This is a genomic window from Bradyrhizobium diazoefficiens (assembly GCF_016612535.1).
Lineage (GTDB): Bacteria > Pseudomonadota > Alphaproteobacteria > Rhizobiales > Xanthobacteraceae > Bradyrhizobium > Bradyrhizobium diazoefficiens_C.
In genome coordinates, this window is the sequence record NZ_JAENXS010000001.1 from 2,436,470 (window position 1) to 2,450,265 (window position 13,796).

13 protein-coding genes are annotated in these 13,796 nt (G+C 65.0%); 1 reads left to right on the forward strand and 12 read right to left on the reverse strand.

What is annotated here, in order from left to right:
• Positions 1-15: 15 nt before the first annotated feature.
• The 9 genes from JJE66_RS11495 to proB form a co-directional block, all read right to left on the reverse strand.
• Positions 16-522 (reverse strand): RNA pyrophosphohydrolase, encoded by a 507-nt coding sequence (locus JJE66_RS11495; RefSeq protein ID WP_200514381.1) that lies wholly within the window; start codon positions 520-522, stop codon positions 16-18.
• Between the two features lie 75 nt (positions 523-597).
• Complete coding sequence (locus tag JJE66_RS11500) at positions 598-1,800, reverse strand: divergent polysaccharide deacetylase family protein (protein WP_200514382.1); 1,203 nt, start codon at positions 1,798-1,800, stop codon at positions 598-600.
• A 143-nt stretch (positions 1,801-1,943) separates the two neighbouring features.
• Positions 1,944-3,305, reverse strand: coding sequence for a S41 family peptidase (locus JJE66_RS11505; RefSeq protein ID WP_200514383.1), 1,362 nt, complete (start codon positions 3,303-3,305; stop codon positions 1,944-1,946).
• A complete protein-coding gene (locus JJE66_RS11510) occupies positions 3,302-4,657 on the reverse strand; it encodes a murein hydrolase activator EnvC (protein ID WP_200514384.1) in 1,356 nt (451 codons plus the stop codon). The genes JJE66_RS11505 and JJE66_RS11510 overlap by 4 nt, the downstream gene beginning before the upstream one ends.
• Before the next feature lie 32 nt (positions 4,658-4,689).
• Positions 4,690-5,172: a 23S rRNA (pseudouridine(1915)-N(3))-methyltransferase RlmH gene (gene rlmH / locus JJE66_RS11515; RefSeq protein ID WP_200514385.1), complete on the reverse strand. Its 483-nt coding sequence runs from the start codon at positions 5,170-5,172 to the stop codon at positions 4,690-4,692.
• Positions 5,173-5,267: 95 nt separating this feature from the next.
• Positions 5,268-5,624, reverse strand: a complete 357-nt coding sequence (gene rsfS / locus JJE66_RS11520) for a ribosome silencing factor (RefSeq protein ID WP_200514386.1) — start codon at positions 5,622-5,624, stop codon at positions 5,268-5,270.
• Positions 5,625-5,829: 205 nt separating this feature from the next.
• Entirely contained in the window at positions 5,830-6,474 is a 645-nt protein-coding gene (locus JJE66_RS11525; protein ID WP_200514387.1) for a nicotinate-nucleotide adenylyltransferase, read from the reverse strand.
• 22 nt (positions 6,475-6,496) lie between these two features.
• Entirely contained in the window at positions 6,497-7,804 is a 1,308-nt protein-coding gene (locus JJE66_RS11530; protein WP_200514388.1) for a glutamate-5-semialdehyde dehydrogenase, read from the reverse strand.
• Between the two features lie 147 nt (positions 7,805-7,951).
• Positions 7,952-9,073, reverse strand: coding sequence for a glutamate 5-kinase (gene proB, locus JJE66_RS11535; RefSeq protein ID WP_200514389.1), 1,122 nt, complete (start codon positions 9,071-9,073; stop codon positions 7,952-7,954).
• 198 nt (positions 9,074-9,271) lie between these two features.
• Between proB and JJE66_RS11540 the strand changes: the two genes are divergently transcribed.
• Positions 9,272-10,237, forward strand: a complete 966-nt coding sequence (locus tag JJE66_RS11540) for a Bug family tripartite tricarboxylate transporter substrate binding protein (RefSeq protein WP_200514390.1) — start codon at positions 9,272-9,274, stop codon at positions 10,235-10,237.
• Positions 10,238-10,395: 158 nt separating this feature from the next.
• Here the strand turns inward: JJE66_RS11540 and JJE66_RS11545 are convergent, their stop codons facing one another.
• The 3 genes from JJE66_RS11545 to JJE66_RS11555 form a co-directional block, all read right to left on the reverse strand.
• On the reverse strand, positions 10,396-12,030 hold the full coding sequence (locus JJE66_RS11545; protein WP_200514391.1) for an alkaline phosphatase family protein: 1,635 nt from the start codon (positions 12,028-12,030) through the stop codon (positions 10,396-10,398).
• A gap of 80 nt (positions 12,031-12,110) precedes the next feature.
• Positions 12,111-13,151 carry a GTPase ObgE gene (gene obgE, locus JJE66_RS11550; protein WP_200514392.1) on the reverse strand — a complete coding sequence of 347 codons (1,041 nt, stop codon included), beginning with the start codon at positions 13,149-13,151 and terminating at the stop codon, positions 12,111-12,113.
• An 86-nt stretch (positions 13,152-13,237) separates the two neighbouring features.
• Positions 13,238-13,720: a MaoC family dehydratase gene (locus JJE66_RS11555; RefSeq protein WP_200514393.1), complete on the reverse strand. Its 483-nt coding sequence runs from the start codon at positions 13,718-13,720 to the stop codon at positions 13,238-13,240.
• Positions 13,721-13,796 lie beyond the last annotated feature (76 nt).

The following is a 13,796-nucleotide window of genomic DNA, read 5'->3' on the forward strand; positions in this document are numbered from 1 at the left end:
GGATGACAATTTGATTTATTCATCCGCCAGCGCGGAAAATTCCTTCACCACGCGCTCGTAGACCGGGCGCTTGAACGGAATGATCAGCTCGGTCAGGTTCTTCATCGGTTCCCAGCGCCAGTTGACGAATTCGGCCTTGTGGCCGCCGCCACCGGGCTTCTCGACGTTGATCTCGCTGTCCTTGCCGGTGAAGCGCACCGCGAACCATTTCTGGCGCTGGCCGCGGTAGCGGCCCTTCCAGGCGCGCCCCGCAACCGTGCGCGGAATGTCGTAGATGAGCCAGTCCGGAACCTCGCCGAGCTTCTCGATCGAGCGCACGCTGGTCTCTTCATAGAGCTCGCGCTTGGCTGCGGCCCAATTGTCCTCGCCGGGATCGACGCCGCCCTGCGGCATCTGCCAGACATGGCCGTCGTCGACATGCTCGATACCGCCGGCGCGACGACCGATGAATACCAGTCCCTTCGTGTTGATCAGCATCACGCCGACGCAGGTTCGGTAGGGCAGATCCTCATAACGCGTCATTTCTGCCAAACCTCTCGCATGCTGCCGGCAGGCCAGTGTCGGGCGCTCGCGCCCGTGGCGTACCAATTCTTTGATTTAGCTGGATTTTGATTTCAGCATCGCGGTTGTCAATGGCACCAAAAGAATACCCCGGTCGCTCAATGTCTTGATCCAGGCGCCGACCCGCTCAATGGACACGGGGAGCGCCGAGGCGGTGCCGATGGCGACGCCGCGCTCCCGCGCGGTCGATTCCAGCTTGTTCAGGGCGCGGTCGATCTCGGTCGGGGTCGGCACCGCGTCGAGCGCGATGTCGCCCTTGCCGAACGGCACGGCGAGGCTCCCAGCCGCCTGAGGCGCAATGCTGCGGGGCGAGGAGCCGTCGTCGAAGAAGCCGAGTCCGCGCCTGGAGGCTTCGCGGATGATCGGCTGCATCGCCGCCTCGGTCGCCACGAAGCGGGCGCCCATGAAATTGGTGATGCCGGCATAGCCCTGCATCCGGCTCAGGTGCCAGTAGAGGCGGTCGGTATTCTGGTCGGTGGTGAGCGAGGTCAAGAGCGTCTGCGGCCCGGGATCGTTGTCCGGGAAGTCGTAGGGCTCCATCGGGATCTGGAGGAAGATCTCGTGGCGCTGGGCGCGGGCGCGCTCGGCGAGCTTGCCGGGGTCGGCGCCATAGGGCGTGAAGGCCAGGGTGACCGCGCCCGGCAGCTTCATGATGGCGTCGGTGGTCTTGGCGGCCCCGACGCCGAGGCCGCCGATCACGATCGCCACGACAGGCATTTTCGCCGCCTTGGCACGGTCGGCCTCGGCCGCATAGACGTTGAACGGCTTGAGATCACCCGACATCACGGGGATCATGCCGTAGCGGGACTTTTCCAGCAGTTTTGGGTCGATCCCGGCCATGACGGGAGGCGCTGCGGAGGCGGCCTCGCCCTTGTCGGCGGCGTCGGCGCCGATCACCACGTCGTGGCGGGCGCCGGTGGAGCCGTCGATCATGGTGACGGTCTTGTGCTCGCCGGAGGCGGCTTCCTTCGGCGCCTGCTTGCTCTCTTCGCCGTGGGCGGCAGGCTTCTCCTCGGCGGCCTTGTCAGCTCCCTTGATGTCGCGGATCGCGATTCGGGTCAGAGGCTCGCCGCCGAGCGGGTCCTTGTTGAAGATGGCGAAACCGGCAAAGGCGGCCAGGAATAGGCCGAGCATCACGGCCAGCGCCTGCATGGTCGTGAACGGCAGCCGCAGCCGCCGTTTCCGGCGCGGCTTGTCCTGTCCGAGCGGGGCGCTCAGATCATCGGCCGTTTCAGTCATGCGCGATCCCGAATCACTCCCGCCGACGATACCACGCCGGGGTCAAGCGGCGGCAGGCCGGGATAAGCCGGGGACGTCAGGAGTTCCAAGCAAAAAGGGCGGCTCGTGGAGCCGCCCTTTTCGTCAGGTTTGGTCGGTCGCGCTTAGTTCGCGGCCTTGGGCTTGTCGGCTGCCGCCTTGTCGGTGGTGGTGCCGGGCGCGGGCGCTGCGGAAGCGCTGTTCTTGATTCCGTGGAGCAGATCGTCGGCGAGCTTGAGCGCCTTGTCGTCCTTGGCGTCCGGCGGGACATAGGACTGCGAGCCGGTCTTCTCGTCGCCGTCGTTCTTGAGGTGGCCGCGCAGCGACGCCTCGCCCTTGGTGTCGGTGCGGGACTTCAGCTCGTCCGGCACGTCCTGGAGCACTTCGATGTCGGGCACGATGCCCTTGGCCTGGATCGACTTGCCCGACGGCGTGTAGTAGCGCGCGGTGGTCAGGCGCAGCGCGCCATTGCCCGAGCCGAGCGGGATGATGGTCTGCACCGAGCCCTTGCCGAACGAACGCGTGCCGACGATGGTCGCGCGCTTGTGGTCCTGCAGCGCGCCCGCGACGATCTCGGATGCCGAGGCCGAACCGCCGTTGACGAGCACGATGACCGGCTTGCCCTTGGTGAGGTCGCCCGCATGCGCGGTGCGGCGCTGGGTCTCCTCGGCATTGCGGCCGCGGGTCGACACGATTTCGCCCTTCTCCAGGAACGAGTCGGACACGGTGACCGCCTCTTCCAGCAGACCGCCGGGATTGTTGCGGAGGTCGATGACATAGCCCTTCAGCTTGTCGCCGATCTGGCTCGAGAGGTTGGCAACCTCCTTCTTCAGACCCTCGGTGGTCTGCTCGTTGAAGGTGGTGATGCGGATATAGGCGATGTCGTCGGCCTCGACGCGCGCGCGCACCGAGCGGACGCGGATGTTGTCACGCACCAGCGTCACGTCGATCGGATTGTCCTGGCCCTTGCGGATGATCTTGAGCTTGATCTTGGTGTTGACGGGTCCGCGCATCTTCTCGACCGCCTGGTTCAGGGTCAGGCCCTGCACCGCCTCATCGTCGAGATTGGTGATGATGTCGTTGGCCATGACGCCGGCGCGCGAGGCGGGCGTATCGTCGATCGGCGAGACCACCTTGATCAGGCCGTCTTCCATCGTGACCTCGATGCCGAGGCCGCCGAACTCGCCGCGGGTCTGCACCTGCATGTCGCGGAAGCTCTTGGCATCCATGTAGCTCGAATGCGGATCGAGACCGGTGAGCATGCCGCTGATGGCGGATTCGATCAGCTTGGTGTCATCGGGCTTCTCGACATAGTCGGAGCGCACGCGCTCGAAGACGTCGCCGAACAGATTGAGCTGGCGATAGGTGTCAGCGGTCGCGGCTCGCGCGCTGGAGCCCATGAACACCGCGCGCGGCTGCGTCACGAACAGCGTCAGCGCTGCACCGGTCGCCGCGCTGAGGAGGATAACTGAAGTCTTGCGCATCATCCGCGAACCTTCTCGCCTTCATTTGTGGCCCACCATGGGCCTGGATCGATTGGAGTGCCGTCTTTGCGGAACTCGACATACAGCACAGGTTGACTCGCGTTCGTGGCGAGAATGGAGGCGACTTGAGATGTCGACCCCATGGTCGCGACCGGCTCCCCCGTGAGCACAAACTGTCCGATGTTGACCGAAATGCGCTCCATCCCGGCGATCAGGACATGATACCCGCCACCGGCATTGAGGATCAAGAGTTGTCCATAGCTGCGGAACGGACCGGCATAGACCACCCAGCCGTCGCAGGGCGTTGTGACCTGGGAGCCGGGCCTGGTTGCCAGCGAAATGCCCTTCTGGACCCCGCCGACCCCGTCGGAACCGCCAAAGTCCCTGATCTTGTTACCGTTAACCGGCAAAGGCAGGAGGCCCCTCGCCGAGGCGAACAGGATCGCCGGCGTGGTCCGGGAGCGGTCCTTGAAAACGGCCGGACCCGGCTTGACGTTGGCGGCCGCGTTTGCCGCCGCCTTGGCCTCGGCCTGCTTTGCCGCCTCGGCCGCTTTCTCGGCCGCCTTGGCAGCACTTTGCAGGTCCTGCTCCATCTTGGCGATCAGCCCCTGGAGATCGCCGACCTGCTTTGACAGCGCGATGGCGCGCGTATTCTCGGTATCGAGGTCCTTTTCCCGCGCCGATTGCTGGCGCTGGCGCTCGTCGATCAGGGCGGTGAGCCGGGTCTGGTCGTTGCGGACCCTGTCGCGGTCGGAGGCAAGCTGATCGCGCTCGGCGGCGATGCTCTTGCGCAAAGCCACCAGCTCGCCGAGCTCGCCCGCGATCTTTTCGGCGCGGTTGCGCAATTCCGGCACGACGGCGCCGAGCAGTATTGCGGTGCGCAGGGACTGCAAAGCATCTTCGGGCCGTACCAAAAGCGCCGGCGGCGTCCGCCGGCCGGCGCGCTGCAGGGCCGCCAGCACCTCGACGATGTCGGCGCGGCGCGAATCGAGCGAGGCGCGCGTCGCCTGCTCGCGGCCGTTCAGGGCCTTCAGCCGCGCTTCGGCCTCGTCGATTTTGGTCTCGACGGTGCGGACATTGGCGGCGGTGTCGATCAATTGCTGATTGAGCTGGGTGCGGTCCTGGCCGAGCGAGGTGATCTCGGCCTTCAGCTTGGCTTGCGCCTCTTCCGCATTTTTTTTACTCGCGCGCGCGGCTTCCAGTTCCTGCTCGCGCTGCTTGATCGCGTCGGGCGAAATAGCTGCGGTCTGCGGCGCGGGCGTTGTCGTCGGAGCTTGCGCGAGGCTTTCTTCAGCGAACAGGCTTGCGCCCGCGACACTCGCCATCAGCAATAAATTGAGGAGCGGCGCTCGCATCGTGTCAGCAAAGGTGCTCGTTGAGGCGCGAATCACGCGCGATGATAGGGGTGGCCGGCCAGAATGGTGGCGGCCCGATAGAGCTGTTCCAGAAGCATGACGCGGACCATTTGATGCGGCCAGGTCGCAGAGCCGAACGCGATCGCGAGCTTGGCCTTACGGCGCAATTCGGGCGAAAGTCCGTCCGCCCCTCCGATCACGAAGATTGTATGACCGGCGCCCTCGTCGCGCCAGCGCCCGAGATGCCGTGCAAATACGGTGGAGTCGAGATTCTGGCCGCGCTCGTCCAGCGCAACCAATATCGATTTGTCCGGAATATGCGCGGAGATCGCCGCGGCCTCCTCAGTCATCCGCGTCGCGGTGTCGCGGGCGCGGCTTTCGGGGATTTCATGGATGGTGAGTTCGCGGAATCCGAGCTTGCGGCCGGCTTCGTCGAACCGCTCGAAATAGCGGTCGGCAAGCTCCCGTTCGGGGCCCTGCTTCAGCCGCCCCACCGCAATGACAGCAACACGCATGACGTCTTCAGGGCCGTGTTTTCAAGACCGCGCGCAATATGCGCGCGCACGACGCTAGCATGCGCGTCAGCCGATTCGAAATCGGCTCAGTGAGCCTAGATCGCCTTCGCCGCCCCTGGGCCCTGCGTGTACAATCTCTCGAGATTGTAGAACTCACGGACCTCGGGTCTGAACACGTGCACGATCACATCGCCGGAATCGATCAGCACCCAGTCGCAATTGGGCAAGCCCTCGACATGGATGTTCTTGATGCCGTTTTCCTTGAGGCTCTTCGCGACGTTCTCCGCGATCGCGCCAACGTGCCGGTTCACCCGGCCGGTGGTGACGATCATGTAGTCGGAGTATGCCGATTTGCCGCGAAGGTCGATGGTGACCGTCTCTTCCGCCTTCATGTCGTCGAGGCGGGAGAGGATCAGGCTCAGCGTCTTGTCGGCGTCGGGTTGCGCCTTCAAGGCCGCAGCTTTGGTCGATGTTTTACGCGCCGGTTTTGCCTTGGGTAAAACAGACTTGGACAATACAGATGTGGTCAGGGACCATTCCTTTCACTGTATCGCGAACGCCGAATCCAGCGCTCACTGGCTACACTACATCATGTGGGGTTAAGGGTTTCAATATGCCAGAGAGCCCGGAAGTCCCCACGACGTCCGCATATCCGTCTCACTTCGTACCTTTCCAGCTCCCGTCCGGGTTCCGCAGCCCCGTTGAGGAGAGATTCAGCTTCAATCCGGTCAGGAAGACCCACGCCGGCGCCGGCTGATCCGCAAGCAGGGCCGCCTTATTCTCCGGCAGGCGGTAGCGCGCGAGCGCCTTGGCCGCGGGAGAGGCGAGGGCACGAAAACTCTGCGGCGGACGATCGATGACCGCAATCGGCACCTGGCCGGCGATGCGCCGCCAGTCCTGCCAACGATGGAATTGAGCGAGGTTGTCGGCGCCCATAATCCAGACAAAGCGCAGGCCGTTGAAGCGGCGGCGCAGGGTGTTGATCGTGTCGATAGTGTAGCGCGTACGAATGACGGATTCGAGACAGCTCACCTCGATCCGAGGGTCATCAGCGACGTCGCGCGCGGCCTGCATGCGCTCGCCGAGCTCATGCAAATTTCCGTTCTCCTTCAGCGGATTGCCTGGCGTCACCAGCCACCAGACGCGATCGAGCTGCAATCGCTTGAGCGCGAATTGGCTGATCGCGCGATGCGCTTGATGCGGAGGATTGAACGAGCCGCCGAGCAGGCCGATGCGCATGCCCTGGGTGTGGGGCGGGACCGCTTGCGCCACGGAACGCGGCACGACGAATTTGTTACTCAATGCCCCCGCCTCGCGACGTTACTTACGGTCGCGTCTGCCCTGTGCCGTGGACGCGATACTTGAAGCTCGTCAACTGCTCGGCGCCGACAGGGCCGCGGGCGTGGAAGCGACCGGTGGCGATGCCGATCTCGGCGCCGAAGCCGAATTCGCCGCCATCGGCGAACTGCGTCGAGGCGTTATGCAGCACGATCGCGGAATCGACCTCGCTCAGGAATTTTTTCGCAACCACGTCATCCGCGCTCACGATCGCATCGGTGTGGTGCGAGCCGTGATCCTGGATGTGCGCGATCGCGCCGTCGACGCCGTCGACCACCTTCGCCGCGATGATCGCGTCGAGATATTCGGTGTCCCAATCGTCTTCGCTGGCAGGCTTTACACGTGCGTCGGTCTTCTGCACGGCGTCGTCGCCGCGCACTTCGCAGCCGGCCTCGATCAGCATCTCGACCAGCGGCTTGAGGTTCGATGCAGCAGCGGCGCGATCGACCAGCAGTGTCTCGGCCGCGCCACAGACGCCGGTGCGGCGCATCTTGGCGTTGAGCACGATCGACTTCGCCATGGCGAGGTCGGCGCTGCCGTCGACATAGACGTGGTTGACGCCTTCGAGGTGCGCAAACACCGGCACGCGGGCTTCGGCCTCGACGCGCGCGACGAGGCTTTTGCCCCCGCGCGGCACGATCACGTCGACGGCGCCGTTGAGGCCGGATAGCAGCATGCCGACCGCCGCGCGATCGCGCGTCGGCACCAGCGTGATGGCGGCCTCGGGCAGGCCGGCCTCACGCAGGCCCTGCACCAGGCATTCATGGATGGCGCGGCAGGAGCGGAAACTGTCGGAGCCGCCGCGCAGGATCACGGCATTGCCGGACTTCAGGCACAGCACGCCGGCATCGGCCGCGACGTTGGGCCGACTCTCGAAGATCACGCCGACGACGCCGAGCGGCACGCGCACCCGCTCGATGGTCATGCCGTTCGGCCGCTGCCAGCTCTCGGTGACGATGCCGATGGGATCGGCGATGCCGCGCACGATGCCGATGCCTTCGGCCATCGCCTCGACACGCGCCGGCGTCAGCGTCAGGCGATCAATGAAGGAAGAGGTCATGCTGCTCGAGGCGCGGGCTTCCGCGACATCCTCGGCATTGGCGGCGAGGATCGCTGCTGCGTTCGCGCGGATCGCCCGCTCCATGGCTTCCAGCGCCCGGTTTTTCTGCTCCGGCGACGCCAGCGCCAGCACGCGCGCGGCAGCGCGGGCACGGGTGCCAAGATCGGTCATCAGCGCCAGGAGATCGGCAGTTCGATCGGCATTGCCGTCAACGGCTTTGAGAGGGGCGGCCATGGAGAGTTCAACCTTCTGCTAAGGCAGTGTCCTAGCACGGAAATCCCGCTTTTGCGAAGGGCGGGGAGGGTATGGCAGGTCTCCCGGGCCGTGCCGCGGCTAGGCCTTTGGCCGAGCTGAGGTTCGAAAAAGAGGCCGCGGCAGCTCTTACCCGCCCACCACCAGATCGTCGCGGTGGATCATCTCCGACCTTCCATTGATGCCGAGGATGGCCATCACGTCCGGGGAGGAGCGGCCCTTGATCCGTTCGGCGACCTCGGCGTCATAGGCGATCAGGCCGCGGCCGACCTCGCTGGTGTCGGGGCCGCGGACGATCACGGCGTCGCCGCGGGCAAACTGGCCCTCGACCTTGATCACGCCGGCCGGCAGCAGGCTGGCACCGGCGCGCAGTGCCGTCACCGCGCCGGCGTCGATGGTCAGCGTCCCCTTCGGCTCCAGCGTGCCGGCGATCCAGCGCTTTCGCGAGGTGATGGGATTGGCCGGCGTCAGGAACCAGGTGCAGCGGCCGCCATCGGCGATCGCCTGCAAGGGGTGCTCGATCTTGCCGGACGCAATCAGCATATGCGTGCCGCCGGTGGTGGCGATCTTGGCCGCCTCGACCTTGGTGCGCATGCCGCCGCGCGAGAGCTCGGACTCGGCGTCGCCCGCCACCGCCTCGATCTCAGAGGAGATGCTCTCGACCACGGGAATGAGCTTGGCGTTAGGATTGTTCTTCGGCGGGGCGTCATAGAGCCCGTCGATATCGGAGAGCAGTACCAGCAAGTCGGCGCTCGCCATGGTGGCGACGCGCGCGGCGAGGCGGTCGTTGTCGCCGTAGCGGATCTCGTTGGTGGCGACCGTATCGTTCTCGTTGATGACAGGGATCGCACGCCATTCCAGCAGCTTGCCGATGGTGGAGCGTGCATTGAGGTAGCGGCGGCGCTCCTCGGTATCCTGGAGCGTGACCAGGATCTGGCCCGCGCCGATGCCGTGCGCGCCGAGCACCTCCGACCAGATCCGCGCCAGCGCGATCTGGCCGACGGCGGCGGCGGCCTGGCTCTCCTCCAGCTTCAGCGGGCCGCGCGGCAATTTGAGCCGGCTGCGGCCGAGCGCAATCGAGCCCGAGGAGACGACGAGGACGTCACGTCCCTCCTTGTGCAGCTTGGCCATGTCGTCGGCGAGCGCGGCGAGCCAGGACGCGCGCACCTCGCTCTTGTCGGAATCCACCAGCAGCGCGGAGCCGACTTTGACGACGATGCGGCGGAATTGATTGAGTTCAGGGCTGGCCATCTGCGTATATTTTGCCGCTTTGGTGCGAATTGCTCGGGAAACGGCGGAGCGACGGGCGGCGCCGATGGGGCCTGTTTTTGCAGCAGGACGATGGCCGGCGCAAGGCGGCCTGCACGGTAACCGCCACCAATGTCGGCCTTGTGTCGCACCGCCGCGTGGCTCTAATTGCCGCCAACGATAATGGGCTGGAGGAAACGAATGGATCGCCGCAACTTCATCGCCGGATGCCTCGGGCTGCCGCTGCTTGCACAGGCGGGCGAAGTGGAAGCCCAGGCCGGATTGACAAAGATCATCTTCCCGTTCGCGGCGGGGGCCGGCGGCGACACGCTGTGCCGGCTGATCGCGCAGGAGATGGCGCCGGTGCTGCAACGGACCATCGTGGTCGAGAACCGCACCGGCGGCGACGGCCTGATCGGCATCAAGGCGGTGAAGGGGGCAAGCCCCGACGGCAACATGGTGCTGGTGACGACAGGCCCCACCATGTATCTGCTGCCGATGGTGGAGACGACGCCGACCTTCGATACGGCCAAGGATTTCATGCCGGTGTCGCTGCTGGCGCGATTCGAGTTCGCGCTCGTGGTTGGACCTGCGATGGATGCCTCGGATTTCAAGGGATTCGTCGCGTGGCTGAAGGCGCATCCCGACAAGACGTCGTTCGGTGTGCCGAGCAACGGCACCATTCCGCATTTCATGGGCTCCAAGCTCGAGAAGGATCTTGGTATCCCGTTGACGCGCGTGCCCTATCGCGGCAGCGCGCCCATCCTCAACGACATCATCGGCGGCCATATTTCTTTTGGGATCACCACGCTGGCTGATGCGCTGCCCCAGCATCGCGCCAAGGGCGTGACGATCATCGGGGTGTCGAGCGCGGAACGCTCGCCCTTCGCGCCTGACGTTCCGACGCTGAAAGAGAACGGCATCGATCTCGTCGCAGATGCCTGGTACGGCATGTGGCTTCCCGCCGGCAGCCCGCCGGAATTCGCCAGCAAGCTCGGCGCAGCCGCGAGTGCCGCGCTCGCCAAGCCCGAGGTGAGGGAGAAGCTCACGGCGATCGGCCTGATCCCGGTTGGCAGCAGCGCGGATGGGCTCACCAGAGAGCTCGCCGCGAATACCGGGTTCTGGCAGCCGATCGTGAAGGCGACGGGATACAAGATCGAGAATTGAGGTCTTCTCCCTCTCGCCGTTCTTACGGGGAGAGGGTTGGGGTGAGCGGGAGTCTCCGCGGGGACGGTGACAGTTGGACTCGTGGAGAGTCCCCCTCACCCGGATCGCATCTGCGATGCGATCCGGCCTCTCCCCGCAAGCGGGGAGAGGCGAAGAACTCACATCTTCGCGCGCTCTGCGATCCCATCCTTGATCGCCGCCAGCTCGGCCTCGTCCCAGATGCCGATCAGAATCCCGCCCTTCACCTGGAGCTGATTGTCGGCGTAGTTCGCGATCTTTTCGCGCGGCGTGGTGATGTGGTCGTTGGGATGCAGTGCCCAGTCGAACAGCTCGGCCTGCAGCCGCGCGATGATTCCCGCGCATTCCGGATCGTCGCCGCGATCCAGAAACTCTTCCGGATCGGTTTCGAGATCGTACAGCATCGGGCGGAAGCCGGAGGCGTGGATGTATTTCCAGCGGCCGTCGAACACCATGAACAGGCGGCAGCGCTCGATCGGCTGGTTCAGCTTCAGCCGCACGTCCTGCATGGAATAGTCGTATTCGGAGAACGCCACCTTGCGCCAATCCGGTGGCGTCGGGCCGCGCAGCAGCGGCAGCAGCGAGCGCCCTTCGAGAATGTGGCCCGGCACCTTGCCACCGAAATAATCGACGAAGGTCGGCGCGAGATCGATGCCTTCGACCAGCGCGTCGCTGCGCGTGCCGCGCATGGCGTCGGCCTCCGCGGAGGGATCGATGATGATCAGCGGAATCTTCGCCGATTGTTCGTGGAACAGATCCTTCTCGCCCATCCAGTGGTCGCCGAGATAATCGCCGTGATCGGAGGTGAACACGATCATGGTTGTTTCGAGGAGGCCGCGCTCCTCCAGGAACTTCATCAGCACGCCCATCTGGTCGTCGATCTGGGTGATCAGGCCCATATAGGTCGGGATCACCTTCTCGCGGGCCTCGTCGCGCGCCATGTTGCGGGAGTAGCGCATGTCCATATAGGCGCCGAACACGGGATGCGGATTTTGCCGCTCGCGCTCGGAGCGGATCACCGGGATCATGTCCGCCGTCGAATACATGCTGGCATAGGGTTCGGGCGCGATGTAGGGCCAGTGCGGCTTGATGTAGGACAGATGCAGGCACCACGGCCGGCCGTCGGTCTCGGCCTCGCTGATGAAGTCCATCGCGCGCCGCGTCATGTAAGGTGTTTCGGAATGCTCGTCCGGCACGCGCGCGGCCTTGTCGGCGTGCACCAGCAGCCAGCCGTTCTGCAACGAGCCGTCGTCGGCCGCGCCTGAATTGGCCCAATGCTCCCACGGATTCGTCGCTTCGAATCCTTGCCGGCGCAGATAGTCGTCGTATTTCGGGCGTGGCCGTCCGGTCGGATGCAGGCCGTCGTCGCGCTCATAAGGCTCGAAACCACATTCGGCGACGTGGACGCCGATCATCGATTCCGGCGGGATGCCGAGCGCCTTCATGCCTTCGAGATCGGGCGCCATGTGGGTCTTGCCGACCAGCACGTTGCGGACGCCGATCTTTTTGAGATGATCGCCGAGCGTGGGCTCGCCGACGCGCAGCGGCCAGCCGTTCCAATGCGAGCCGTGCGAACGCATGTAGCGTCCCGTGTAGAACGACATCCGCGACGGTCCGCAGATCGGGGACTGCACGTAAGCTTTCGAGAACAGCACGCCGCGCCTGGCCATGGCGTCGATGTTGGGGGTCTTCAGCGAGGGATGACCGGTGCAGCCGAGGTAATCATAGCGAAGCTGGTCGCACATGATCCAGAGAACGTTCTTCGCGCGCGCCATGCCTGTCGCTCCACCCTGCGTTTGTCGGATATTGCGCTATTGATGACGCGAAGAAAACCTCTCCCCGCTGGGGAAAGAGCTTACGCCGACCACGGCTCCGCTTCGGCCGCGCTCTTGGCCTTGGCCGAGACCGGGCTTTCGCCGATCACGTCGACCAACGCACGGAGCGCTTCCTTGACGCCGTCGCCGGTGATGCCGGAGAGCAGCAGCGGCGTCTTCTTGGCGGCGCGCTTCAGCCGGTCCTTCTGCTTCTTGAGTTCGTCCGGACCGACCGCGTCGATCTTGTTCAGCGCGACGATCTCGATCTTGTCGGTGAGCAGCCCGCCATAGGCGTCGAGTTCCGTCCGTACGGTCTTGTACGCTTTGCCGGCATGCTCGCAGGTCGCGTCGATCAGATGCAGCAGCACGCGGCAGCGCTCGACATGACCGAGGAAGCGATCGCCGAGGCCGGTGCCTTCATGCGCGCCTTCGATCAGGCCGGGAATGTCGGCGAGCACGAATTCGCGGCCGTCGGCGTTCACGACCCCGAGCTGCGGATGCAGCGTGGTGAAGGGATAGTCGGCGATCTTCGGCCGCGCCGCGCTGACCTTGCTGAGGAAGGTCGACTTGCCGGCATTGGGCATGCCGACGAGACCGGCATCCGCAATCAGTTTCAGCCGCAGCCAGATCCAGCGTTCCTCGCCGGGCTGGCCGGGATTGGCGTTGCGCGGCGCGCGATTGGTCGAGGTCTTGAAATGCGCGTTGCCGAAGCCGCCATTGCCGCCCTCGGACAGCACGAATTTCTCGCCGACGTCGGTGAAGTCGTGGATCAGCGTCTCGCGGTCTTCGTCGAAGATCTGCGTACCCAGGGGGACCTTGAGCACGATCGACTTGCCGTTGGCGCCATGGCGGTCCGAGCCGGAGCCGTTTTCGCCCTTCTGGGCCTTGAAATGCTGCTGGTAGCGGTAGTCGATCAGCGTGTTGAGGCCGTCGGCGACCTCGATGATGACATTGCCGCCGCGGCCGCCATTGCCGCCGGAGGGACCGCCGAATTCGATGAACTTCTCGCGGCGGAACGCCACGCAGCCGTTCCCGCCGTCACCGGAGCGGATATAGACCTTTGCTTCGTCGAGGAATTTCATGGGCCATAGGTAGGCCAGCCGGTCCCGCGCGGCAACCCGGACTTATCCGCAAATCGGCCGATTTTCTCTCGATTTTGGGCCCTTGCTTAACCAGCGGGCCTGCGCCGGATCAGGAATTTCTGCATCCCCTCCAGCACCAGCTCCTTGCGCTGGTTGTACACGATGCTTTTGAGCGTCACCGCGCCGGTCGTGCGGCCCGGCACCAGCTCGGCGACCTCGAGCACGGGATAGATGGTGTCATCGGCGAACACGGGCTTGAGGAACCGGCTCGACTGCTCGAGGAAGCCGACCAGGGAGTCCTCGACCATGAACGGAAACAGGCCCGCGCCGGGCGCGGTGTGGATCAGCGTCTGGAAGCCGTGGGCGAGCAGGTTTGGCATGCCGCGGGCGCGGCAATATTCGACATCATAATGCACCGGGTGGGTGTCGCCGCTCGCGGTCTGGAACGCGGCGAACACCGCCGAGGTCTGGGTGCGGCTCGGCAGCACGAAGCGCTCGCCGACCACGAAATCCTCGAACCAGCGTTGTGCCGCGATCATGCGATGCTGGGTCGGATCGAAATCGGTCATGCGCTGCACCATCGGGACGAATTCGGGAAGCCTGATCCGTATCGCGCCACGCGCAGTGCGACAATGCGTTCAATTC

Bases quoted from the DNA above. Each gene is read 5' to 3' on its own strand.
- rlmH (WP_200514385.1), bottom strand. From the start codon at position 5,172: ATGCGTGTTGCTGTCATTGCGGTGGGGCGGCTGAAGCAGGGCCCCGAA.
- JJE66_RS11510 (WP_200514384.1), bottom strand. From the start codon at position 4,657: ATGCGAGCGCCGCTCCTCAATTTATTGCTGATGGCGAGTGTCGCGGGC.
- proB (WP_200514389.1), bottom strand. From the start codon at position 9,073: ATGGCCAGCCCTGAACTCAATCAATTCCGCCGCATCGTCGTCAAAGTC.
- JJE66_RS11545 (WP_200514391.1), bottom strand. From the start codon at position 12,030: ATGGCGCGCGCGAAGAACGTTCTCTGGATCATGTGCGACCAGCTTCGC.
- JJE66_RS11540 (WP_200514390.1), top strand. From the start codon at position 9,272: ATGGATCGCCGCAACTTCATCGCCGGATGCCTCGGGCTGCCGCTGCTT.
- obgE (WP_200514392.1), bottom strand. From the start codon at position 13,151: ATGAAATTCCTCGACGAAGCAAAGGTCTATATCCGCTCCGGTGACGGC.
- JJE66_RS11530 (WP_200514388.1), bottom strand. From the start codon at position 7,804: ATGGCCGCCCCTCTCAAAGCCGTTGACGGCAATGCCGATCGAACTGCC.
- JJE66_RS11505 (WP_200514383.1), bottom strand. From the start codon at position 3,305: ATGATGCGCAAGACTTCAGTTATCCTCCTCAGCGCGGCGACCGGTGCA.
- JJE66_RS11495 (WP_200514381.1), bottom strand. From the start codon at position 522: ATGACGCGTTATGAGGATCTGCCCTACCGAACCTGCGTCGGCGTGATG.
- JJE66_RS11555 (WP_200514393.1), bottom strand. From the start codon at position 13,720: ATGACCGATTTCGATCCGACCCAGCATCGCATGATCGCGGCACAACGC.
- JJE66_RS11500 (WP_200514382.1), bottom strand. From the start codon at position 1,800: ATGACTGAAACGGCCGATGATCTGAGCGCCCCGCTCGGACAGGACAAG.